The sequence below is a fragment of the Silvibacterium acidisoli genome, from assembly GCA_022870745.1.
GTDB lineage: Bacteria > Acidobacteriota > Terriglobia > Terriglobales > Acidobacteriaceae > Silvibacterium.
This window is the reverse complement of sequence record CP085323.1, coordinates 4,736,437-4,760,774: the sequence shown is the minus strand read 5'-3', so window position 1 is coordinate 4,760,774 and position 24,338 is coordinate 4,736,437. Positions and strand designations below refer to the sequence as shown.

Genomic DNA, 24,338 nt, shown 5'->3' with positions numbered 1-24,338 from the left:
TGAAGCCGGGTGCTGGACTGTAAAGGTTTTGCCAAACATGCGGTCACTTGCTCGACAAAACAGGGTTCTGGCGTGGTTAAAAGCTCGATGCCGCCCAGCGAAAGTTGTCCGCGGAACCGGGTTCCTTGCGCTGATATGTCTGCTTTCCGGCTCGATGCTGCATGCGCAGAATCTGCCCGACGCTCCATCGCATATCTGGCATGGCAAGGCTGAAGAAGGGCTGAGCCGCGATCTCGCTGGCCGCCCCGAAGCCAAATACGATCTTGAGCAGAACCGGAAATACACCCTGGCCGAGCTGATCGACCTTGCTGAGCAGCACAACCCGGAAACGCGGGTCGCATGGCAGGAAGCCAAAGCCAGGGCTGCGGCGCTGGGCATTGCGAGAAGCGCATGGTATCCAACGATTGCTGCTGTTGCGCTGGGCGCTACTGAACGAATCGCCGCCCTGATCGGAGGATGGCACCGTCAGACGGTCGGCCTCTTCGAGCCGACACTGCATGTCGAATATCTCATATTCGATTTTGGCGGAAGAAGCGGCGCGGTTGATGTGGCGAAGGCTAACCTGCTTGCCTCCGATCTAGCGTTCAACGATACCCACCGTAAGTTGATCTTCGAGGTGGCGTCCGCCTATTACAAGCTGCTTAACGCAAGAGGTCAGAGGGAAGCCGCCGAGGCCAGCCTCAAGAACGCGCAGGCGGTCGAAGAAGACGCAGACAGCCGTTTGAAGAATGGTCTTGCGACAAAACCCGATCTGCTGGAGGCGACCGCCGCGCGTGCGCAGGCGGACTACGATCTGCAGGCAGCACTCGGCTCCGAGGAGATTGCCCGCGGCCAGCTCGCCACGGTGCTCGGTCTACCGCCGGAGACGGCCTTCGATGTACAGGAGATCGGTGAGCTGCCCATGCCGAAAGATATGGCCGACTCCGTCGATCACGAGATCGATCGCGCTTTCGCGCAACGCCCGGAGCTATTGGAGCAGGTGGCGAAGGTGCGTGCAGCCAACGGGTCTATCAAGAAAGCTCGTTCTACCTACTATCCTTCTCTGAGCTTCAGCGGCGACGGCGGCCTGGCCCGCGCCTACGGCCAGCAGGATCTCGGGCCTGGTGAATACGCGCAGGCGGAGTACTGGAACGTCGGCATGCAGTTGAAGTGGACACTATTCGATGGCCTGAAACGCGAAAACGAAGTCGCAGAGGCCCAGGCCGAGAAGAAGGCAGCCCAGGCAGGCATCGATGCGCTGCGCGACCAGATTGCCAACGAAACCTGGGCCGCCTACTCCGACATGAAGACTGCGCTCCACCAGCAGCAGGCCGCTGCGGCCTTGCTGGCGGCTGCGGATGAGTCATATTCTTCAGCCCGGGCTTCCTACGGTTACGGTGTGCGCAACCTGCTCGATGTGGTGCAGGCGCAGAAGGCGCTGGCGCAGGCTCAGTCGGAAGACGTGCTGGCGCGAACACAGCTGTTGTTGCAGGTGGCGAACCTCGCATTCCGTACCGGCGATCTTATCCAGGCACAACCGCCCAAGGTGGGACCATGAAGAAAACAGCGATTCTGCCCAAGGGGCAATGGAACATGCCGCGGCTTGCTCCCTTTGCTGGACTGATGCTGCTCAGCGGCTGCGGACGTGCGCCATCGTTCAACATTCTCGGATCGTTCTTTCCCGCATGGCTGATCTGCATGATCGCGGGAGTGATCGTAGCCGCGCTTCTGAACTGGGTGCTTGTTCTCTACAAGTGGGACAGGAATATTCCTTGGGGAATCGTCACCTATCCCTGTATCGCGGCGTTTTTTGCCTTCACCATGTGGCTGGTCTTCTTTGCCTGACGGAGAGAGAGAAATGGCGCCAGACGAATCATCGCAGTCAAAAAGCCCGCTCGGGCGAGTCATTGCAGTCGTTGCGATTCTTGGCGCTATCGTGACCGGCGCGCTGGTGATCGATCGCATTACGTACGATCCGCGTACAGACGACGCCGAAATTTTCGCAAACTATATCGGGATTGCTCCGCTGGTGAGCGGCCCGATCATGCAGGTCCATGTGGCAGACAACCAGATGGTCAAGCAGGGCGATCTGCTCTTCCAGATCGATGACCGCCCTTATGCTTATGCATTGGCTCACGCTAAATCTGATCAGGAGGCACTGAAGGGCGAGATCAGCGACGAGCAGCGCATCATCGCAGGCAAGCGCAGCGGCGTGGATGTGGCCCGCGCCAGCGAACTCAGCTCCGAAGCGAGTCTTATGCGCGCTTCCGCATCGATCGATCAGGCCAAAGCCGACGTGAACAACGCCAAGGCTGCTGTCGATCGCGCAGATGCAGAGCTCTCTTACGCGACGAACAATCTGCACCGCATTGAGCCACTGCTGGCCAAGCAGTTTGTCACCGTCGACCAGGTCGATCAGGCCCGTACTCTGCAGATCTCGCATTCTCAGGCCGCGCAGCAGGCACGTTCACAGCTGGCCTTGGCGCAGGCGAGCCTGGCCGCGGCGGAAGCCCAGTACAAGCAGGGGCAGGCTACGGTTTTGCAGAGTCATCAGCAGGTACAGCAGGCCTCGCACAATGTCACTACTCTGGAGCCGTTGACCGGGCAGTTGCCGGGCAAGCAGGCAGCCATCGATACGGCGCAATATAACTACGACAACACACGGATCGTCGCTCCCTTCGATGCTCGCGTAACGAACCTGACGATCTCAGAAGGCGCGTATGCCACTGCCGGCCAGCATATCTTCACGCTGATCGACACACGTGTCTGGTGGGCGATTGCGAACTTCCGCGAGACTCAGCTTCAGCGCATCCGTCCGGGCATGGAGGCGGAGGTCTACGTGATGTCTCGACCCAACGTGCGTATGAAGGGCATCGTCGAGAGCGTGGGTTATGGCGTGACTCCGGATGCCGATCTTATAGGCAAGTTGAGCCAGCCCGGCCTGCCGGATGTACAGCGCACGCTGAACTGGGTGCACCTGGCGTCACGCTTCCCGGTGCGCGTGCGCATCGAGTCGCCTCCGTCAGATGTCCTGCGCCTCGGTGAATCAGCGGTTGTAGTCATTCGCGGCGAGTCTGCGCGGGTAGCGAGCCGTTAGCCATGGCGAGCTCGGCGCTTCGGCTTCCTCATGCCCAGCGGCTTACGACCTGGTTCAGCGAATTTCTGCGCTCTGAACTGGCGCCGTATCCAGGCAGAGGTTCCATTGTTGCCCGCATGGTCATTTCATCGACGCTGAGCGCGATGCTCATCGTCACGTTCGGCATCCCCGGCGGGGCTATCGGAGCGCTCGTCGCTTTCATCCTTTCTCGCGAGAATCTTCTCTCCACTGCGCGTTCCGCGCTCTCGCTCGTTGTCGCGTTTTCCATCGGCGGCCTGTTCATACCGATAGGTGCACGTTTCTTCGCCGGCGTGCCGGAGATGCATTTCGTGTGGGAAGCGGTCAGTCTCTTCGCCGTCTTCTTCCTCTTGCGGACGCTCACCAACTTCGTGCTCGTCAGCGGACTGAGCCTTGTCGCTACCAATATTCTTGGCATCTGGTACCTGCCCGGCCCCGCAAGCCGTAACGTGGAGTTGACCCTTTGGCAGGTTGCAGCCGCGCTGATCGGCGCGCTGGTCACGCTTGCGGTTGAAGTGGTCTTTCACGCCATCTCTCATGCCGACGAGGTGATGGACGGCATCGACGTTCGCCTGAAGCAAATCGAAATTCTGATGCGCAGCTACGCGGCAGATGAACCGCCCTCAACCGAGAGCCGGCACAAGCTGGGCCAATATGCGGTCGTGGGCATGGGAGCCCTGCGTCGCCATCTCGCGAGGAGCAATGAAGGCAACACCTACCGCTCTCGCATGAGCGCGTTCACTTCGTTGACGGGCCGCGCGGTGGATTTTTCCGCCGCCCTTTCTACCAGCGTTTCTACGCTCGAACCGGATGATCGTGCTCGCGCTGCGTGGCTTGCGAAGGACATTGCAGCGTTACGGGCATCATTCACCGCAAAGAGCAAGCCGGCTGTTCCCGATCGTCAACCGGCGCCGACGGCCAGAACGCCGCTGCTTTCAGAACTGGAGCAGGTAGTCCTGCTGATGCCGACGGTCTTCAGCAGTGAGAGCACGATCGATCCGCGACTTGAGCTTCTGGAGACACCGCCCTCGCAGGCCCCGATCTTTGTCGAAGATGCTTTTACGAATCGCGAATATATAAACTTCGCGCTGGCAGGGACGCTGGCGGCGATGATCTGCTACGTCATCTATGTGTCGCTGGCGTGGCCCGGACTTGCGACTTCGGTGACCACCTGTGTGCTGACAGCGCTCAGCAACGTCGGGGCTTCACGGCAGAAGCAGGTTCTCCGTCTTGGCGGCGCATTGCTCGGCGGTTTCGTTCTGGGCATGGGCTCGCAGATCTTTGTCCTGCCCTACATCGATTCCATAACTGGTTTCACTGTCCTGATGGCGGCCGTCTCCGCGCTTGCTGCCTGGGTCTCTACTTCGAGTTCGCGGCTATCCTATGCGGGACTGCAGATAGCCCTGGCCTTTTATCTCGTGAATCTGAGCGACTTCACGATTCAGACTTCGCTCTCTGTCGCTCGGGACCGCGTCGTCGGTGTACTGCTGGGCGTATCGATGATGTGGCTCGTCTTCGAGAAGGCCTATCCTCGTCCAGCCGCCGACGAGATGGTGCGCATCTTCGTCACCAACCTGAGGAAGATGGCAGAGCTGGTGCGCATTTCCAACAGCGGCGTTGACGCGGCAACGGTGTTGAAGATTCGCCGCCAGCGCGATCTGATCTACCGGCAGTTCGGTCTCGTCAATGCGCAGGCCGATGCCGTGCCCTTCGAGACAGGGCCTGGGCGTCCCGGACACATGGCCGCGCGTGACCGTATCCGCCGCTGGCAGGCTTCGCTTCGAACCTTTTATCTGTTGGAAGCGCCGCTCATCCAGTTCCGGATCTTCGGCGATCCCCATCAGCACGATCGCCCGTTCGCGCATCTGCAGGACAGCTTTCGTGAACGCTGTGCCGATGCTTTCGATCACATGGCTCTATGCCTTGAGAATCAGCTGAAAGGGAAGTCCTACGATCACCTGACGCACCCCAGCGTTGTGGAGCTGCTGGAAACCGCGGGTGCGCCACTCAAAGCCGATTTCTCGGAAAGAGAGCTGGCCATGCTGAACATGTCGAAAACTCTCGGCGCGATTGTCGATCGCATGCAGCAGGAAGTTGCTGCAGACGCACTTTACGCAACAGGGTCGTGAGCGGCGTTCGTTTTCAGGGCGCAGAATTTTCAGTCAACTGGTAGCCGCCCTTCTGCTGCTTCTCCGAGGCATGCTGGCGGGCATCACGCAGCCGGTTGGCAAAACTCTGTACATCGGCTTTGCGGCCAAGCCTTCGACTCGCCATCATCGCCTGGTATAGCGCGCTTTCATCTTCGGGGCTGCGCGCCAGCACAGCTGCTGCTTCCTGCATCGCAAGCTCCGGTTTGTTCGCGGACAAGTAAAGCTTCGCGAGCAGGACCCGGGCCGGAGCGTATCCGGAGTCGAGTTCGACCGAACGCTTTGCGGCAGTGATAGCCTCGGCTGCGGCTGGCGATCCTGCGGATTCATTCTCGGAGAGCTGTTCTGCCAGCAAGTAGTGCAGCAGAGCATCTTGCGGGTGCTGACGCGCCTGCTCGCGGTAAATTGCGAGAGAAGCGGTGTCGTCGTGCTGTTGACTCCTGGCGATGCCAAGCGCATCCATCGAAAGCGAAAGCTTTGGATCAAGTTGATGGGCTTTCTCGAAGTCTGCCACGGCTTCCTGCTGCTTCGTCAACTGCATCTCGAGGATGCCGCGCGCAAGATACAGAGTTGCAGCCGTGGGGTTCCGTTGCAGGCCTGCATTGAGCATGTCGATGCCCACCTGGAATGAGTTGTGGGCGAAGGCCAGGTTCGCAAAATCGATATAGTTGCCCTGGTCTTCCGGCGCCAGCAGAATCGCCTGCCGCAGCAGTTCCACTGCACGCGGCGTGTCGCCCTGACTCTCAGCTATATTTGCAGCCAGAGAGAAGGCCGGAGAGTAAGTTTTTGCGCCGAGCAATGGCGCAAGCGTCGTCATTGCGTTCGCCGGCTCACGATTCCGCCACTGGATATCAGCCAGATCGCACTGGTTGGCGTCAGTTGGATTGGCCGCGACTACCTGCCGAAACTGTTCGATCGCACCGGGAAGATCGCCCGTGAAAGCGAGGCAGCGTCCGTAGCTCTCTCGCGCGGAAGGTTGTGAAGTCAGCAGTGCCGTGCTTGCAGCGAAGTGCGGAATAGCTTTAGAGCATTCGCCCGCACCTGCATACAAGGAAGCCAGCATGCCATGCGCGGGCAGGTTGCCCGGCTGCACCTCAAGAATGCGTAAGAGCAGCGGTGCAGCCGACATGCTGTGCCGCTGGAAGCCGATCTGTGCGGCGCCTTCGAGCGCGGGCAGGTACGCAGGGCAATGCCGCAGTGCTGCCTGGAAGCTCTTCAGCGCGTCATCAGTTTTTGAGAGTCCGGTATATGCGACTGCCTCCAGTGATAGCACCTGGCAGCTGTCCGGTTCCTGCTTGATTCGCGCCTGCGCAAGCGTGAGAGCACCTTGCGCATCGCCGGATCGTAGATGACTGACAATCTCTCCCACGGCGGGATCGGTCCCTTGCGCAAATGCCGGAATGCCGATCGTCAGAAGCGAAAAAGTTATGACAGGCTTCACGCGAGTGAGTCGAAAAGTCATCCCGGTTAATCTATCCATTCTTCGTACACGATGGCCAATGGATTAAAAGGTGGCGAGCCATCCGCCGTCGACATAGATAACCTGGCCCGTGATGAAGGCCGCAGCCTCGCTGGCGAGAAAGACAATCGGCCATGCGATGTCCTCGGGCTCGCCCCATCGGCCCAATGGGCAGCGCTGCTTTACCCATGTATCGAAAGCTTCATCGTTCACTAAAGGCTCGGTGAGCTCGGTAGCGATGTATCCGGGCGCGATGGCGTTGACGAGAATACCGCTCTTCGCCCACTCCACCGCAAGTGCCTTCGTAAGTTGCCCGACGGCGCCTTTCGATGCAGTGTAGGGTGACGTACCGGCGCGTGCTGCTGCTGTCATCAGCGAGGCAATGTTGATGATGCGCCCGCCCCGCTCTGCTGCCAGCAGCTTTTTCGCGAACTGACGGCTGAGCTCGAAGATTGCCGTGGTGTTCAGTGCAATCACTGCATTCCAGTCTTCGAGCGAGAGCTCGACAGCAGGTCCCCGGCGCGTCATGCCAGCCGCATTGATGAGAATGTCCGGGCTTCCGATCGACTCAGTGATTGATTCGAACCATGCGGCGATATTTTGTGAGTCCGCGAGATCGAACGGCGAGACGTGCACCGCAGGCCCGATACCACGTAACTCTTCGGCTTTCTTTTGAAGCTCCGCTTCATTGCGCCCAACCAGAATTACGCCTGCGCCGGATTCGGCCAGTGCCTTCGCAGCTCCGAAGCCAATGCCGCGCGATCCACCCGTAACAAGAGCAAGCCTTCCATCGAGACGAAACCGGCTCATGCAGGACCCTGCTGTGGGAAGATGATTGCCTTACAGACTTCTCCCGCGCGGAACTGCTGCAGAGCAGCCTCGGCCTGATCGAGCGGAAAGGTGCGGGTGATGAGTGCGGCCAGGGGAAGTGCCGGAGCAAGGCGCAAAGCTTCTTCGAAGTCCTTGCGCTCGTAGACGCGTGAGCCGAAAATTTCCAGCTCCTTGAAGTTCACTGCCTGCATATCGATCTCTACCGGCTTCTTGAAGACGCTGAGGTTTACGATTGCTCCACGCGAACGCGCCAACTCCGTGACCTCGAGCGCTGCTGAAGGATGCCCTGCACATTCATAGATCACGTCGGCGCCGTTGTTATCGGATAGCTCCATCACCAGCGAGCGCAGCTCTTCGCCTGCTGCAACGGCGCGAAGACCGAGCTGTTCGGCAAGTTCGCGGCGATGAGGAAGCACATCACTCACCAGCACCTCGGGTATGCCTCGGGCTTTCGCAACCAATGCCGTAAGCAGTCCAATCGGTCCTGCTCCAAGAACGACGGCAAGCTGCACATCCTCGAATGGAACACGCGAAATGCCGTGAATTACGACTGCTAACGGTTCGATCAGTGCGCCGATCTCATAGGAAACATCGTCGGGCAAGGGAATCAACGCCGACGCGGGAAGCTTCGCAAACTGCGCCATGCCTCCATCGGCATCGATGCCGAAGAGGCGCAGCTGGCGGCACACATGCGAATGGCCATGAGTGCAGGCGTAACACTTACCGCATGTGATGAGCGGGAAGACAGTCACGCGATCGCCCACGCGCAGTCCTGTAACGGCATCTTTTATTTGCACGATGCGTCCCGCCAGCTCGTGTCCAACGGTCAGCGGAGCGCGCGCCCGGGGATGCGTGCCCGCGAAGATGCTAAGATCCGATCCGCAGAAGCCGCATGCCTCAATGGCAACCAGCGCTTCTCCTTCAGAGATCGCGGGCAGTGCGACCGTTCGGATCTCAAGCTGGTGCGGCCCCAGGAACTGCGCAGCCCGCATGGTTTCAGTAGAATCGCTCATCGTGCCGTGTATCCTCCGTCCATCATGATCACGGCACCCGTAAAGAAGCTAGCCCGGTCCGACGCCATGTAGGTGTAAAAATCAGCAACTTCTTCGGCTTTCGCAATGCGCCCGATAGGGTGGGCATCCCTGAGCATTGCCCAGTAGGCTTCCGAATCCCCTGAGGCGTCCGCAGATGCATGCACAATCGGTGTATCCACCGTGCCGCAGGCGATGGAGTTCACACGAATGCCATGCGGCGCGTATTCAATCGCCATCTGCTTCGCCATTTCGTGCAGTGCTCCCTTCGAGGGTGCATAGGCCCCCTGTGTGGGAATGCCGATACAACCGGAAATAGAACCCGTAATCAGGATCAGCCCGCTCTGCTGCTTCATCATTTGCGGAATCACGTGGCGCGCAGCCCAGTAAACGCTGCGCACATTCACACTCATCACTCTGTCCCACTCTTCCGGCGTGTGCAGGTGCAACGGCTTGACGATGCTGATGGCTGCATTGCTCACCAGGATGTCAATCGCGCCGAAGTGATCGATGGCGGCCCGTGTATAGTCCTTCGCCGCCTGCTCCTCGCTCACGTCGCCACGCACCAGCACCACCTTCTCCGGATAACTGCCGGTCAGCGTCGACAAGTTGTCTTTCAGCTTTTCAGATCGATCGACCGCAACGATTCCCTTTACTCCTGCGGCGAGATAAGCGTGCGCAACAGCCTTGCCGATGCCCGAGGCCGCCCCAGTGATCACTGCAACTTTTCCTGCGAGAGAAACTTCCATGGTCAGATCTCTTCTCTTTCAACTTTGAGCCGCTGATAGATCCAGGGTTCGTAGTAGCGCATCTCGTGGAAAGCAGCATCCGACCCTGCCTGCTCCAGGGCAATGCGAAACATCTCCGGCGAACCCACGTTATTCACCATCATGTCGTAGTGGCAGGGAATGGCAACGCGCGGTCTGACCGCCTTCACAATCTCTGCGGCGTGCGTGGGCGTGAGGTTATGAAAGCCTCCGTTGATGCAGATTGTGCATACATCCACGTCACGCGGCAGCAGCGCGCCCAGGCGCGGAGCGTACGCGGTGTCGCCGCTGTTGTAGAAGCGAATGCCGCTGGGGAAGGTGAGCAGCACTCCGGTGTGATTCAGATCCGTGTCGTCAGTGGGTAATGCAAAGCTCGCCTGCAAGGTCAATCCATGCCCAAGCTCCACACGTTCCCCAGGATGGATCAGCGTGCAATGCTCGTCGGGCAGTCCCGCTTCACGATACCTGCGGCACGAATCGAATGGACCCATGAAACGCATCCGGTCAGTATGAGCAAGGCGTTGCAGCGTCTCCATGTCGCAGTGGTCATCGTGCGAGTGCGTCGTAAGAAATACATCGATATCCAGATCCTCCGGTTCAATGAAGACTGGAAGCTGTCGATCGAGCCTGAACGGCAGGTGTGCAAACGTTTTGGCACAGCTGTTTGATAGATACAGGTCGATACCGATCAGCAGGCCGCTTTCATCTTTGATGAGGAAGCCGTTTTGTCCCAGGAACCACAGTGCGATCGCGCCACTTGGAACTGTGAAGCCGCGAATCGAAGCCATGTACTCACTGCTTGATTGGAGCGTTGAGACGACCGGAACAATCGGAGCATTGCGATTGAAGGGGTCGTTACGAGTGAAGACATAACGTAGCTGATCGGCAGCAGGAGTGGCAGGATCGGCGGTGGCAGCGGGATTCGACACGCCTCGAATTATAGATTATCTTTTAAGGAATGAAAGCCCTTCTTTTAGAAGAAAACCGCGTGCTCAACATGCGCGACGTCCCTGTGCCCGAAACCGGCGCGCACGATGTAAGGATCCGCGTAAAAGCCTGCGGCATCTGTGGCAGCGATGTGCATGGTTACGACGGCAGCAGTGGACGCCGTATTCCGCCGCTCATTATGGGACACGAGGCATCGGGGGTTGTCGATACGGTAGGCAGCGAGGTTTCATCTTTCAAAGCGGGCGACCGCGTCACCTTCGATTCCACTGTGTCATGCGGAGCTTGCGAATACTGTAAGGCCGGCGATGTAAACCTGTGCGACAACCGCCAGGTGATGGGCGTCTCCTGCGGCGACTATCGCCGCCATGGAGCCTTCGCCGAATTCGTAACCGTACCCGATCATATCGTTTACACGCTGCCGGACGATTTCCCTTACGAGAAGGCGGCGTTGATCGAGGCGGTCTCCATTGCCGTACACGCGGCTCGCATCACCAATATCAAGCCAGGCAGCACCGCCGTCGTCGTGGGTGCCGGCATGATCGGTCTGCTGGCGATCCAGGCCTTCCGCGTCTTCGGCTGCACAAGAATCGTCGCTGTGGACCTGGAACAGGAGAGGCTCGACGTCGCTCGCACCTTAGGCGCAGACGAAGTCCTCCTCGCGAAGGATCCCGAGTTGCTCGCAAAGTTGCAGGCTGAAAACGATGGCCAGGGCGCAGATATCGCCGTTGAGGTGGTCGGTGCGCAGGCTTCCATTCACACTGCGATAGACTCCGTGCGCAGGGGTGGTACAGTCACGCTCGTCGGCAACCTCGCGCCGAAAGTTGAGATGCCTCTCCAGAAGATCGTCACGCGGCAGCTTAGCCTGCTTGGCTCATGCGCATCGGCGGGTGAATACCCTGAATGCATCGAATTGATGCGCTCTGGGAAGATCAATGTAGATCCCCTCATCTCTGCCGTCGTTCCGCTGGACGAAGGAGCGGACTGGTTCAACCGTCTCTATGCGCGCGAACGTGGGCTGATGAAGGTAGTATTGCAGCCATGAGCGTGACAAATCCCTTCGACCTCACAGGAAAAGTTGCCGTCGTTACCGGAGCAAGCCGTGGCCTCGGCCAATACTTTGGCCGTGCACTGGCGCATGCCGGCGCCGACCTCATCATCACCAGCCGCAAAGAAGAGGATCTGATCTCCTTTAAGTCAGAGATCGAATCGCTCGGGCGCAAAGTTGCCGCTCTGGCTTTGGACGTACGCGATGAAAGCTCTGTAAGCACGATCGCCCAGCGCGCAGCAGAGCACTTTCCCCGCATCGACATCCTTGTGAACAACGCGGGTTGCAACGTGCGCAAGCCGTCTCTCGAAGTGACCTGGCAGGATTGGAATACTGTGCTCGATACCAACCTGCGCGGCGCGTTCTTCGTTGCACAGGCCTTCGCGCGCGGCATGGTTGAGCGTGGCTACGGACGCATCATCAATATCGGTTCTGTCACCAGCGTTTTCGGATACGCCGGCATCGCTCCTTACTGCGCCAGCCGCGGAGGCATCAAGCAGCTGACGATGAGTCTTGCCGACGAATGGGGCGCGCATGGAGTGACTGTGAACTGCCTCGCTCCAGGATGGTTCCGCACTAAACAAAATTCAATCCTCTACGAAAACGAGAAGTGGGTCGAATACCTCAAGGATCGTATTCCGCTCAAGCGTCCCGGCATGCCCGATGACTTGAACGGCGCGGTCGTCTTTCTCGCGTCCGATGCAAGCGCTTACATCACTGGCCAGACACTGTTGATCGACGGCGGCATTTCGACGGGAGCCACCAAGGCGACAGTCTAGGCTTCTGCGTAGAAATAAAAAGGGCGAGTGCACGAAGCACTCGCCCTTCGTTTCTGAAAGGCCTAGAAACTAAGTTTCACCGCACCCTGGAAGTTTCGCGGGTTGGCAGAGAGCGCGGTGGATTGTCCAAAGTTCTGATCCGGCGCGTTGGCATCGACCGCTCCCAGATTCACCCGGTTGAAGAGATTGAACGCATCCACGCGAACATCGAGGTCCACCCCTTCCCAGAGCTTAGTGACCTTGTGAAGCGCGGCGTCTGTCTCGGCGAAGCCTGGATTGCGGAACTCGTTAACCTTTTCGTTTCCTTCCACGCCTACGCCCGGCAGCGAGAACGGACCGCAGTTGTCGAGGTTAGAACCGGCGCAGTGAGGGAAGATCCCAGTGATGTAGTCGCTGCGGGAGCGCTTCGTCTTGTAGCTCGAAACATTTGGGAAATCGTTGTTGTCTCCATCGGCATTGAAGTCGCCGCTGCCAGGGTTGTACTGCACGTTTCCGGCGGCAAGCTCAGCCGCATAGTTGGCGCTGGTGATTGTCGCTCCGTCCGCCGCGACCGGATTAATCGATAGTGCCTGATTGGTCGAAACAGTGAAGGGAACACCTCCCTGCAGAACGATAGTGCCGGACAGCTGCCATCCATTGCTTGCGTGATCGAGAAAACGGCTGCCGCTGCGCAGTCCGGGCAGATCATAGGTCGCGCCTACCGACACCCGATGCCGCACGTCCCACGGCGAAGGGGCATAGTAGTTCTGCCACGTCGCGCCGGGGTAGATACTGTTCCAGTTGTCGTGCGAGGTGCCGAGAGTATACGACGCAGTGATGAACCCACGGGTGACAAATCGCCCTTTCACCGCCGCAATGAACGCGTTGTAGTTCGAACGTGGTCCGTTGGTGGCATAGTCGAGCGTGCCAAAACTGGTGTTCAGCCTCGTCTGCGTGCCGGTGCCCTGGTAAGTGCCGTCAGCGGCAAAGTTCGGATGCTGCAGCAGGTCGCCGTTGAATACGTTTACGTCCATGCCGTAAGAAGTATTGTTTGTGTTGCCGCCCCCTGTTACCAGGTTCTCAGAATGCGAGCCTACGTAGCCGACGCTAGCGACCAGCGCGTTCGTGATCTGCCGCTCAACCGCGACCGACCAATTGTAAGTATTGGGCGAACTCAGATTCACATCCACACCGCCAACGGTGATCTGCGAGCCGACGATTCCGCCTTTGGAGTCGAGAGCCTGTCCCTGGAAGGCAGGATAAGTAAAGCCATAAGGAAAGGTGTTCTGCGTGCCGTAGCTGAAGATTGGAGGCGCGGTCGAACCGTTGTTGTAGAACGTCGGAATCGTCCAGTACGGTGGATTACCGCGCAACCCGTTCTCCTGGTTGCCCTCGGTGAACAGATCGTGGAAGACGCCGAAGCCGCCGCGAACCACCCAGTTTCCGCTGCCTGTCGGATCGTAAGCAAAGCCGATTCGAGGGCTGAAGATCCAGTTCATGTCATGGTTCAGCGTATGACTTTGCGCCTTCATTACGCCGTTCGCAATCTGATCGGCAAATGAGCCTCCGGTACCCCGATGGAAATTCGCCAGGATGCCGTTCTCAATCGGATACGCATTGCCGTTGTTGTCGTATCGCAGCCCGTAGTTCAACGTGAGCTTTCGGTTGACCTTCCATGTATCCTCGGCGAAAGCCCCGCCAATGGTCATGCCGAAGTAGTAGTTGCCGGGCTGCGGCTGGCCGCTCACGATGTTGTACGAGAGGCCGGTTTCGCTGTAGGGGTTGTCGTTAATCAGGTCGATGATGTTGTTGAACTGGAAGGTCGGCTGTCCGTAAGCTCCCTGGAAGATCGCAACATCAGAACCATGCCAGCCTTCGTAGCCGAACTTGAATTCGTGCGAGCCGCGGATATGGGTCAGTACGTCGCGCCAGTGATAGCTGTGCTGAATGTAGTCGCCTTGCGCGAAGCCAGAACCGAAGCCTACTCCAAGGCCCGTGACGTTCACCACCGGTACGTCAAAGTTGCCTGTAGCCGGTGCATATCCCTCGATCCGATTGCGGGCGAAGATTGCTTCGTTCAGCGTCTTCGGCGTGAAGGTGTGTGTCTCATTTATCTGGAGTGCCGCTCCGAAATACTTGCTGGTGGTGGCGAAGGCCGGGCGGACAGCCGGTCCGCCTGTATCGATGGTGTTGCGAATGAAGTTGCCGTAAAGGCGGTCCTTTGAGAAGTATTTGTCGATACGAATGTTGTACTGCTTCGAGTTGTTATAGCTGTTCGAGCCGAAATTGCCGTTGTCGAAGACAGGCAGAGAGCAGGGAATGTTGTCCGTGCTGGGCGTGCCGCATCCCGTATTCGCTGCGAGGTTCTGCGCTCCCAACACATCCTGTGCGGTCGATGCGACCTTTACGAAATTCGCGTTCGATGCGGGATATTTCACCATCAGCTGTGTTTCCGGAGAATTGGGCTGCGCCTGTTGCGCGAAGTTCACGAATGCTGGATCTTCATACGTCTGCAGGCTCAGACCGTTGCTGGTGATCGCACGATAAGGCTCGATGCCGAAGAAGAAGAAGAACTGGTGATTCGGAATCACCGGTCCGCCCACGCCGAACGACATGTTGTTTGTATGGAAGGGCGCGTATGTCGGGCTGCCTGGGGCCGGATGCGTAAACTCACCCTTCGCCCAGAGGCCCTGGTAGGTGTAGTACTCGCTTGCGAAGCCATGGTACCGATCAGTGCCGGACTTTGTCGTCATCACCACCTGCAGCGCGCTGGCTCGGCCAAAATCGACGGCATAGGTGTTGGTCTGGATATTCAGCTCAGAAATAGTGTCCGCGCTGGGTGTCAGGTTTAGCACGCCCGGGCGGATATTGCTCGTGACGTCGAGTCCGTCGACGATGTACTGGTTTCCATTCTGGCCGCGGCCGTTGGCGCTTGCATCGACGTAATTCTCAGGGTTGAAATTTGTCGCAGTCCCCGCGCCAATACCGGTGACACCCGGTGCGAGTGTGACAAGCTGCGTGGGGTTTCTCGTGGAGAGCGGAAGCGTATTCAGCGCCTGCGTGCCCAGCGTCGCCTGGTTGCGGCTGTCGGAGGTGTCAAGCAGCGCAGCCTGGCTGGTAACGTTGACGGTCGTGCTCGAGCCGCCCACCGCCAGTGTTACCGGTACGTTTCGCGTCTCACCGGTCTGCAATACAAACGCAACGGAGTTAGCGGTGAATCCGCTCGCCTTCACCGTAACGCGGTAGTTGCCTGGAGCAAGGCTGGCAAAGCGGTAGACACCGCTGGCGTCGGTAGTAGTGGTCTGAGAAACCTGGGTATCGGTATTTGTCAGCGTAATCGACGCTCCAGGAATGGAAGCGCCACTGGAGTCCTGAACAGAACCCTGCAAGCCGCCGCTGAACTGCGCCATGACCGGTGACCCCTGAAAAAGAACTGCAAGAGCAAAGAAACCGAGAAGAACTCGGAGACGCGCCATATTGTCTTTCCTTCAATCGCAAAATCGCAGGGGCGACTCGCGTAGCCACACTCCTGCGGGCAGAAATTTAAAGAACGAAACAAGCGGTAGTCAAGAAATATTATTTATAATGTTTCGAGAAGACGCCCGGCGATACTCGGCACGCGATTGTTGCCATTCCCGCTATTGATTTCCGGCATATCTGACGAACGCCTAGCTCTCTAGCGCTAAGATCGCTCGCCGAAAAATCGATGCAGCTTGCCATCAGCTAAAGATTATTTATAGAATGCCTCCACTATCCATGGAAGGATCGCGCAGCAAATGAGCATTTCAAGAAGGAACTTTGTCGGAGGGGCTTCTCTCACGGCTATGGGAGCACTGTTCTCGCGGCCCGCTCTTTCTCAGCAGCAGACACAGGCCCAGGCTACGAGCTCTGCGGCGGGAGAGCCGGCGATTGACCATGCCGTCATGACGGCTTCGCACCGGCTACACCCTGTTCCGATTGAAAATGTAACCATCACGGATGCTTTCTGGTCGCCGAAGATGAAGGTCTGGCAGGAAGTGACGATCCGCGACTGTTTCCGCAAGTTCGAAAGCGATCGTGGGGGCGCGATCAATAACTTTGACAAGGTCCGCGACGGCAAGCTTGGTGGGCACGCCGGTGATCCCTGGATGGATGGGCTTGTTTACGAGATGATCCGCGGCGCGTCCGACTTCCTTGTCACCCATCCTGATCCGGAGCTTGAGCAACAGCTCGAAGGCTATGGCGAACGGATCGCCGCGGCTGCCGCGAAAGATCCACGCGGGTACATCAACACCTACACCCAGCTCGTTGAGCCGGGCCATGATTGGGGTCTGAACGGCGGCCTGCAGATCTGGCAGCACGAGATCTACAACCTGGGTGCGCTGGTCGATGCCGGGAATCACTTCTATCGTGCCACCGGTAAAACTACGCTGCTCGTTCCCGGCGTTCGCATTGCTAACTACATGTACAGCTACATGGGGCCGGCGCCGAAAAAGAACATCGTCCCCTGCCATCCGCTGCCGGAAGAAGCGATGGTGCGTTTGTATGAACTTTTCAAGGAGCAGCCGGAACTGAAAGCGAAGTTGAATCTGCCGGTGGACGAGAATCACTATCTTGAGCTGGCCGAGTTCTGGATTGAGGCGCGTGGCAACAACATCGGCCTGCCTAACTGGGAGCACGATCGCAGCGCCGCCGAGCAGTTTGTCCGTGATCAGAAGTATGGCGATGGTCGGCCGTCATGGGGAGCCTATGCGCAGGATGACAAACCGGTCTTTGAGCAGGAAGTGATCGAGGGCCACGCAGTGCGTGCGACGCTGCTCTGTGCAGGGTTGGCCGCTGCCGCACGCGTGAATGACGATCCGCGCTATCGGGAGAGCTCCGTACGTTTGTGGGAGAACATGGTTTATCGGCGCATGCACATCACCGGCGGAGTCGGCGCATACGCGCAGGAAGAGAAATTTGGCCCGGACTACACGCTGCCGAACGATGCCTATCTTGAAACCTGCGCAGCAGTTGGCGCTGCCTTCTTCCATCAGAACATGAACCAGGCATTCGGGCATGCGCGTTATGCTGACGAGCTGGAACGGGTCCTCTACAACGGTGCGTTGTCCGGCGTATCGCTCAAGGGCGACACCTATCTATATATGAATCCGCTTGAGGGTGACGTGCACCGCAGCCGCTGGGTGTGGCATGAGTGTCCGTGTTGCCCACCGATGTTCGTCAAGCTGATGGGAGCGATGCCCGGCTATATCTATGCGACAGATGAAGACTCGGTTTATGTGAACCTCTACGTCAGCAGTTCAGCGACGATTCCGGTGAAGGGAAGCCGCATGAAGCTGAAGCAGGCTTCGAATTATCCGTGGGACGGTGAGATTCGCATCGCGGTCGAAGAAGCTCCGCCTTCAGCATGTAACCTGATGCTGCGCATCCCCGCATGGTGCAAGGGCGGAACGGTGAAGGTGAACGGCAAGCCTGTGAATACTGCCAAGCGCACCCGGGGTTACGTCAGCCTGAATCAAATCTGGAAGAAAGGGGACATTGTCGAGGTGAGCCTTCCGATGCCGGTTGAGCAGGTGCGGGCGCTGCCACAAGTGAGAGCCGATCTTGGCAAGGCAGCTGTGATGCGCGGTCCTTTGGTCTACTGCTTCGAGTCGGCGGACAACGGTGCGCATGTGAGCAGGCTCACTCTGGAGCAGACGAAGCTTACCCTCGGCAAACCATCGGACCTGGATGGGGCGCTGACGCTGGAAGGAACGATGACGCTGGTCGCCGCTTCAAATCCCGGGCCCGGAATCTATCAGACGGAGACGCACGATGGTAAGAGCGTGCAGGTGACGGCGATACCTTACTATGCGAATCTCAATCGCGGACCGGTCGAGATGACGGTATGGATGCCATTGCAGGCGTAAATATGTCGGTGCTTTTGCCATGCAGGGTTTCGGTGATCTCCCCGGTGGAATGCATGCTCATGGGAGAAGCGAAGAACAGTAGGCGCGGGCTGAAGCCTGCGCCTGCCAAATGTCTTGGCTACAGATGAGCCAGGCTGCCACCCATGATCTCTTCTTCATTCAATTGGAGATCATACTGGGTATTCCAGTAACGGATGGTCTGCTGTATGAATGCCGTCCGCGCCTTGAGGGGATTGCGCGAGCGTAATCCTTCGAGAATAGCCATGTGCTGCTGTACCGCTGCCAGCCGCTCGCTGAAGGCATTCGGGGTATCGGGCCAGCGGCCAACCACCGAGAAGACGAAAAGCCGGAAGGTGATCTTCTCGAGCGTCTCCTGCAGATACTCATTATCGGCCAGTTCCCAGATCTTGCGATGAAAGAGCACGTCGCAGTCGTGGAAGCTGCGGACGTCGACTTCCTTCCCGGTGCCGGCCATCACCATCACCAGATCAGTCAGTTCGTGCTCGGCTTCATTGGTCAGGCGAGCAGCGGCACGTCCTATTGCAATGGCTTCGAGCGGAATGCGTACTTCGAGGATGCGCCGGTAGTCTTCGGGACTGAGTTGCGCCACATACGTGCCGCGCTGGGGCAGTTTCTTGAGCAAACCCTGCTGCTCGAGTTCGCGAAGGGCTTCGCGCAGGGTCGGCTGCCCGATACCCAGGTGAGCAGACCATTTCTGTTCAAGAATCCGGTCGCCACCTTTCAGCTCGCCGGAGATGATGGCCTCGCGCAAAGCCTGGGCAGCTGCCTGTGGGGCCGATTGAATGGCAAGGGGGCCCGAAACTCTACTGGCAGGCGTCTTCAAGTGCTGCAATCCTCCAAGGGTTATCTTTACTCTATAGCATATCGGGGCTAATCCAACCTCAATCTACATTCGACGCCTACTGGCAGGGCTAACGCTCGAAAAATGTCGAGATCTATAGCTGTTCTTTATAGAGAAACTATAAAGCTGCGCCTAACGCTCATCCCAGTACCGCGTCCCCCTGCTATTTACCATTCGACATTGAGACTGGAGGCTGTTGCACCTAGCTTTCAGATGTCGTCAGACGATCCGGGCTGATCGGCTTTATTGCCCATGCTTCCGCGTGGATGCCGCTGCCGGACGCGCGGACTGTCAGGTCGGGGGCAATAGCTTCCGTGTAATAGAACCGCTTGGTATAGCCGAGTTCCTCGCTCAGCATGGTTTCGATGATGGAGCCGTCGGCGTATGCATGAATTGTCGGAGGATTTTTTCCCTGGAGCTGGTAAGTTCGGCCTTCGGCGATCCAGGCATTTTGCTTCGGATCGTATGTCGCTTTGAGCAACTCCTGGCCACCCATGGAAACGGTGAATTCGATCGACGATTCGTTTGTGCCGGTAAGCAGAACCTCTCCATTGGATTTCGCCAGCGTTCCACTCGTGCCGTCCGGCGTGCTGTTCATCGTGATGGGCTCTCCGCGAAGCGCCTTCGTCTCAGGCAGGATGGTCATGCGAAGGTTGCCGTCGGAGTCGAGATTCATCACGCGGGGCAGGCTGGTCATGCCGGACCATCCGGCGGCGATCATCTGGGCATCGGTGCGGCGCTCGGGGATCCACCCCCACAGGATGCGGCGGCCCTGCGCGTCGGTGTGTGTCTTCGGTGCATAGAAGGCGTCGAGGTCGAGGATGCCGCCCTTCTTCGGTTCGAAACGCATTGCCTCCTCATCGAGTTTTCCGGAGAGCCAGAAGACCTTTCCGCTTGAGGAGTAGATGAGCACATGCGCGCCGTCGAGCGGGAAAAACTCGGGGCACTCCCACATGGTTCCATTGCCTACTGTTCCTCGATCGTCGGAGCCGGTCCATGTGCCCTGGATAAGCGGATGCATGTACTCCCACTGGCGAAGATCGTGCGAGCGATAGAGCAGCACGCAGCCGCCGAGATTGGGAATGCCCGAGCCTACCGTCATGTAGAAGACGCCGTTCTGATTCCAGGCGGAGGGATCGCGGAAGCCGGTGACCTTCATGCCTGGCGGCGGATTGGGCACGATCGGCTGCGGATCCTTTTTCCAGTGCAACAGCATGGGGTCGTCGGACCACGCGATGCATTGCGACTCCTTCAGCCCTTCGCCTGGGATGGTCTCGTGTTCCTTGTCGTTCACTACTCCGGTGTAGACGGCGCAGACACGTGGCTTTGCGCCAGTGTTGTCGATGAAAGCCGAGCCAGAGAAGCATCCGGCGGCATCGGGACCGCCCGGTGTGGGAACGAACGCCACAGAATAGTTGCGCCAATGCAGCATGTCGTCAGAGATAGCGTGCGCCCAGCTCTTGTTCGCTGAAGTCGCGCCCTCGGGGTTGTACTGCAAAAACATGTGGTAGCGCTTGTTGTAATAAATAGGGCCGTTCGGGTCGTTCATCCAGTTCTTTGCAGGCAGCAGATGAAACTGGGGACGGCGCGGATCGCTGGCGAGATTCGATGGCAAGCCCTGTTCGGCCGCGAGCGAAAAGGGAAGAGCATTCGCATGGAGCGTAGCAGCGGAGCAGGCTCCGGCTGCGAGTTTGACGAACTGCCGTCTAGTAGTGCTGGTGGCCATTAGAGGGAATCGCTCCTCGAATCTTGATTGAGTTAAGGCTTGTGATGATGACTCACCATTATCCTGTGCGCACTCGAATCAGGCCAGCCGGGGCGCCAGAATGATGGGGCAAAAGAATGGCCGGCAGAAGAATCTGCCGGCCATCGTTACGCTTTCCGCTGGTTGGCGGAGGCGAAGACATCGATTAGAACTGGGCGCGGAACTCCAGTTGGAGCGCCCTTGGGCTGTCGCTGGTGGAGTTCACGTAGCCGAAGGTATTGTTGGCGCCTGCGTTTGGAGCGGGACCGAGGTTATACGGCTCCGCGAAAACGTGGCGGTTGAAGGCATTGAAGGCGTCCGCACGCAGCTGGAAAGTTGCGACTTCGCGGATATGGAAGTCCTTTGCAAGCGTGAGGTCTTCTTCGTAGTAGGGGTCCATGCGGAAGCCGGTTACGCGAGGCAGGCTGCCGAACTTGATAGGCGCATTCGGGTCGGGGTTCGGATCGACGAAGGCCGCGTTATTGAGATACGGAGTCGTCAGAGGGTTGAAGCCCGATTGATGACGCGCCGCGTTGTAGACGGATGCTCCCTGGGCCAGGTTGAAGCGGAAGCAGTTGTCCCATCCGGAGACGCCAGTGGCGCAGTAGAAGGGCAGCGGCTGGCCGCTCTCGTAGCGCAGGATCGCGCCTGTGCGCCATCCGCCGACGATGGCATCGACCCATGGATTCTTGTTGAGGAAATGCCGTCCTTTGCCGACGGGCAGATCGTAGAGCCCGCTGAGGACGAACATGTGAGTGAGGTCCTGGCTGCTGAGTGCCTTTTCCTGGTGCTGGTCGAAGGGGTTCTGGTAAAGACCGCCGCCGGCGTTCGAGCCCGGCTGCAGGCTGTCGGCGTCGTTGAGCGCTTTCGACCAGGTGTACGAAGCCTGAAGGTTGAAGCCCTGGCGGAAGTTGCGTTGCAGCATGACTTCGAGTGCGTTGTAGTTCGACATGCCGTCGTTCTCGAGGCAGCAGTCGGTGTTAAAGCGTGTGTACTGCGGATAGGGACGCAGGGAGTTGCCGACAGTGGAGTTGAAGCCCGCATAAGGCGAAGTAATTCCAGCGGCGGTTGCTTCCGGCGAGTTGATTTGGGCGTTCAGCACATTCTGGCCGAGCGCCAGAGCGCCGGGACGGACGTTGTTGTACTGTCCGAATCCAGAGGCCGAGCGCAGGTTCTGCCCCTTGTTGCCGACGTAGCCAATGCTCAGGATGAGGTCTGGGGCGAGCTGCTGCTGCACCTGCAGGGTCCAGTTCTGAATCATAGGAGGCCGGTTGAAGGTGGGAGCGATGTAGTCAACCGAGGTTCCATTGCGGATGGAGGGATCGAGGATCGGAGCTGTCTGGTAGGCAGGGAAGCCATTGGCCAGCGTGAACGGGCTGCTGAAGCCGTCGGTCGCGGTCGGGTTCGGCGTTGCCGCATAGCCGGCGTTCATGGAGTTAGCGAAGTCTGCGTAGTAAAGCGGACCGTAGAGGATGCCGTAGCCGCCGCGGAAGACTGTCGTGCCCGATGCATAGGGCGTGAAGGCGAAGCCGATACGGGGACCGACAGCCTTGTAGTAAGTGTCGACCCAGCGCGGATTGCAGCCGCCGCAGTCAGAGGCGAACTCGAGCGCGCCGAGGCGGCCCGGAGCACCGGGGTTCTGAATATTGGGATCGAAGTTCGAGGTGAAGTTCTGCGCTTCCTTGCGCGGCTGATCGACGCTCCAGCGGAAGCCGAGGTTCAGGGTGAGCTTCTGGTTGACCTTGAAGTCGTCCTGCACAAAGAGGGCGAAGTAGCTGGAGGTATAGCGCGGATAGTGCGGGAAGACCGTCAGCGAAGCGTCGTTGGGATGGCCGAGCAGGAAGCTGGCGAAGGCATAGCCGCCTTGAGAGTTGATGGTGCCGGAGTTGCCCGCCGTCGTTTGGCCGGCGTCGAAGTCAAAGATGCCGCTGGAATTGTCGAACGCGATGTTGTTGTACTGGATCCAGCGGTAATCGCCGCCCATCGAGAGCGTGTGGCGTCCGCGAATCCAGGTGACGGTATCGAAGACGTCTGCTTCATTGCCGATGTCGTCATCGCCGGTATTGCGGCCGATGGAATCGTAACCGCCGATGTTGAAGCGCGGGAAGGGTCTGCCCGAGACATTCCCGAGTCCGAGGACGCTGCCCCAGTTCGTGTTGCCCACGGCGGCCGAGGTGTTCACGCTGTTGGTGCGGTTAGTGCCCAGGTTCAGGTGATTGGTGAGATTCGACGTAAAGACATGATCCCAGCCGACGCGGCCGTAGTGAGTGATGAAGTCCTGGTTCCAGGTGTTCGGGTCGATCGGATTCGGCAGGATCGGTGTGCCACCGGTCAGCAGGCTGTTTTCGCGCGTGTTGTACGAAGCGAAGAGATGGTCGCTTGCCGAAATGTTCTGATCGATGCGGATCGTGTAGGTGGTGTTGTTGGTCGGGAAGCTCGAGCGGAAGGAATAGTTGTTGACCAGGCCGCCGTTAGTAGGCTGCGGCAGGTAGCTCAGCACCTTCAACGCGACCGGATCAAAGCGGGCTGAGGGAATCTGGTTGCCGGCAAAGGCTGTGGTACGGCAGAGGGTGTTGGCATCGGGCTGGGACTGCGGATCGAAGATCTGGCCGGCGTAGACGGCTGCGCCCGTGCAGGGGTTGGTGCCGATCTGATTGTTCGTCATGATGGCCGAGAAGTCGCCGTTGCGCATTGCCGTAGTGGGAACGGTGGTTGTGGAGGTGCTGCTGCGCGGCCACGTAAGCTGTTCCCACGCGAAGTAGAAGAAGGTCTTGTTGCGGCCATCGTACAGGTGCGGAATGATAACCGGCCCACCAAGCGACACGCCGTAGTCATTCTTCTGCTCGGAGGGCGTTGCGTAAGTGGCGTAGCCGGGTGAGCCTGCCGGTGCATTTGTGGCGCGCTGCAGGTCGTTGAACCAGGTATTCGCATCGAGCACGGTGTTACGCAGGAAGTCGTAAGCCGAACCGTGAAAACTATTGGTGCCGGAGCGGGTGGTGAAGCTGCGCACGCCGCCGGTAGTGCGATCGTATTGCGCGGGAGGAGTCGCGGTCAGCACCTTGAATTCCTGCAGAGCTTCGACCGAGGGAGATGTTTCGTCGAAGGTCGAGCCATTGTCGGGGCGCGCGGCGGAAGTTCCGTCGAGCAGCACGTCGTCGCCGAAGTTCTCTCCGCCGCTGGTCTTTTGAATGTAGATACCGTTGGAGCTGCTTGCCGTACCGGGGCCGACAACGCCGGGCAGCAGGAAGGCAAAGGCTTCAGGCGAGCGGAACGCTCCCACGCCGCCGAGCGACAGCGGAAGCTCGAGCACCTGCTTTGAGGTGATGACGCCGCCCATTTCCGAAGTAGAGGTTTCGAGGCTGGGTGCCGCATCGGAGACGGTCACGGTCTGCGATCCGCCGCCTGCTGCGAGCTGGAAGTTTACTGTGCTGGTGGTGCCGATGAAGACCTGGATGCCGGTCTTCTCCTGCGTAGCAAAGCCGTCCTTCTGCGCATCGATTTTATAGATGCCGAGAACCACCTGCGGCAGCGTGTAGCCGCCACCTGCCGTGCTGACGACGTGATAGGTAGTGTTGGTATTTGTCTCCACGGCGGTTACATTGGCGCCGGGAACCACCGCGCCGGAGCTGTCGACCACGGTTCCAACGATGGTGCCGCGATTCGACTGTGCCTGCAGCCAGTGGGGGAGTGTGATGAGCAATGCCAGGAAGACACAAATCTTCGGCGACGTGCGGATGAAACGATGCATCATTGGCCAATCTCCA

The 24,338-nt window shown here is 58.7% G+C and carries 16 protein-coding genes; 7 read left to right on the top strand and 9 right to left on the bottom strand.

Going from position 1 to position 24,338, the window contains the following annotated elements; translation table 11 throughout:
* Positions 1 to 154: 154 nt before the first annotated feature.
* Genes LJD29_RS19620 through LJD29_RS19605 form a run of 4 tightly spaced genes read left to right on the top strand, consistent with a single transcriptional unit; the run spans position 155 to position 5,223 of the window.
* Positions 155 to 1,537 (top strand): TolC family protein, encoded by a 1,383-nt coding sequence (locus LJD29_RS19620; RefSeq protein WP_446743268.1) that lies wholly within the window; start codon positions 155 to 157, stop codon positions 1,535 to 1,537.
* The gene (locus tag LJD29_RS19615) at positions 1,534 to 1,824 is read left to right on the top strand and encodes a YtcA family lipoprotein (protein WP_446743267.1); all 291 of its coding nucleotides are present in this window, start codon (positions 1,534 to 1,536) and stop codon (positions 1,822 to 1,824) included. Before LJD29_RS19620 ends, LJD29_RS19615 begins: the two co-directional genes overlap by 4 nt.
* Positions 1,825 to 1,837: 13 nt before the next feature.
* Positions 1,838 to 3,076 carry an HlyD family secretion protein gene (locus LJD29_RS19610; RefSeq protein WP_446743266.1) on the top strand — a complete coding sequence of 413 codons (1,239 nt, stop codon included), beginning with the start codon at positions 1,838 to 1,840 and terminating at the stop codon, positions 3,074 to 3,076.
* A 2-nt stretch (positions 3,077 to 3,078) separates the two neighbouring features.
* On the top strand, positions 3,079 to 5,223 hold the full coding sequence (locus LJD29_RS19605) for a hypothetical protein (RefSeq protein WP_446743265.1): 2,145 nt from the start codon (positions 3,079 to 3,081) through the stop codon (positions 5,221 to 5,223).
* Positions 5,224 to 5,236: 13 nt separating this feature from the next.
* On the opposite strand, the gene LJD29_RS19600 is transcribed toward LJD29_RS19605, so the two are convergent.
* From LJD29_RS19600 to LJD29_RS19580, 5 genes are read right to left on the bottom strand one after another with little or no spacing between them, the layout of a single operon-like run.
* Positions 5,237 to 6,703, bottom strand: coding sequence for a tetratricopeptide repeat protein (locus tag LJD29_RS19600; protein WP_446743264.1), 1,467 nt, complete (start codon positions 6,701 to 6,703; stop codon positions 5,237 to 5,239).
* Between the two features lie 42 nt (positions 6,704 to 6,745).
* On the bottom strand, positions 6,746 to 7,510 hold the full coding sequence (locus tag LJD29_RS19595; protein WP_446743263.1) for an SDR family NAD(P)-dependent oxidoreductase: 765 nt from the start codon (positions 7,508 to 7,510) through the stop codon (positions 6,746 to 6,748).
* A complete protein-coding gene (locus LJD29_RS19590; protein WP_446743262.1) occupies positions 7,507 to 8,544 on the bottom strand; it encodes a zinc-dependent alcohol dehydrogenase in 1,038 nt (345 codons plus the stop codon). The genes LJD29_RS19595 and LJD29_RS19590 overlap by 4 nt, the downstream gene beginning before the upstream one ends.
* Positions 8,541 to 9,311 (bottom strand): SDR family NAD(P)-dependent oxidoreductase, encoded by a 771-nt coding sequence (locus LJD29_RS19585; protein WP_446743261.1) that lies wholly within the window; start codon positions 9,309 to 9,311, stop codon positions 8,541 to 8,543. The genes LJD29_RS19590 and LJD29_RS19585 overlap by 4 nt, the downstream gene beginning before the upstream one ends.
* Positions 9,312 to 9,313: 2 nt before the next feature.
* Positions 9,314 to 10,258: an MBL fold metallo-hydrolase gene (locus LJD29_RS19580; protein WP_446743260.1), complete on the bottom strand. Its 945-nt coding sequence runs from the start codon at positions 10,256 to 10,258 to the stop codon at positions 9,314 to 9,316.
* Positions 10,259 to 10,326: 68 nt separating this feature from the next.
* Here LJD29_RS19580 and LJD29_RS19575 point away from each other — a divergent pair, with 68 nt between their 5' ends.
* Both LJD29_RS19575 and LJD29_RS19570 read left to right on the top strand, forming a co-directional pair.
* The gene (locus LJD29_RS19575) at positions 10,327 to 11,319 is read left to right on the top strand and encodes a galactitol-1-phosphate 5-dehydrogenase (protein WP_446743259.1); all 993 of its coding nucleotides are present in this window, start codon (positions 10,327 to 10,329) and stop codon (positions 11,317 to 11,319) included.
* A complete protein-coding gene (locus LJD29_RS19570) occupies positions 11,316 to 12,101 on the top strand; it encodes an SDR family NAD(P)-dependent oxidoreductase (RefSeq protein ID WP_446743258.1) in 786 nt (261 codons plus the stop codon). Before LJD29_RS19575 ends, LJD29_RS19570 begins: the two co-directional genes overlap by 4 nt.
* A 62-nt stretch (positions 12,102 to 12,163) precedes the next feature.
* On the opposite strand, the gene LJD29_RS19565 is transcribed toward LJD29_RS19570, so the two are convergent.
* A complete protein-coding gene (locus LJD29_RS19565; protein WP_446743257.1) occupies positions 12,164 to 15,556 on the bottom strand; it encodes an outer membrane beta-barrel protein in 3,393 nt (1,130 codons plus the stop codon).
* 300 nt (positions 15,557 to 15,856) lie between these two features.
* Here LJD29_RS19565 and LJD29_RS19560 point away from each other — a divergent pair, with 300 nt between their 5' ends.
* Positions 15,857 to 17,968, top strand: a complete 2,112-nt coding sequence (locus LJD29_RS19560) for a glycoside hydrolase family 127 protein (protein WP_446743256.1) — start codon at positions 15,857 to 15,859, stop codon at positions 17,966 to 17,968.
* Between the two features lie 118 nt (positions 17,969 to 18,086).
* Here LJD29_RS19560 and LJD29_RS19555 read toward each other — a convergent pair whose 3' ends face one another.
* The 3 genes from LJD29_RS19555 to LJD29_RS19545 all read right to left on the bottom strand — a co-directional run bounded on the left by LJD29_RS19555 (position 18,087) and on the right by LJD29_RS19545 (position 24,325).
* A complete protein-coding gene (locus tag LJD29_RS19555; RefSeq protein WP_446743255.1) occupies positions 18,087 to 18,812 on the bottom strand; it encodes a GntR family transcriptional regulator in 726 nt (241 codons plus the stop codon).
* Positions 18,813 to 19,032: 220 nt separating this feature from the next.
* The gene (locus LJD29_RS19550) at positions 19,033 to 20,556 is read right to left on the bottom strand and encodes a glycoside hydrolase family 32 protein (RefSeq protein ID WP_446743254.1); all 1,524 of its coding nucleotides are present in this window, start codon (positions 20,554 to 20,556) and stop codon (positions 19,033 to 19,035) included.
* Between the two features lie 184 nt (positions 20,557 to 20,740).
* Positions 20,741 to 24,325: an outer membrane beta-barrel protein gene (locus tag LJD29_RS19545; RefSeq protein ID WP_446743253.1), complete on the bottom strand. Its 3,585-nt coding sequence runs from the start codon at positions 24,323 to 24,325 to the stop codon at positions 20,741 to 20,743.
* Positions 24,326 to 24,338: the final 13 nt, after the last annotated feature.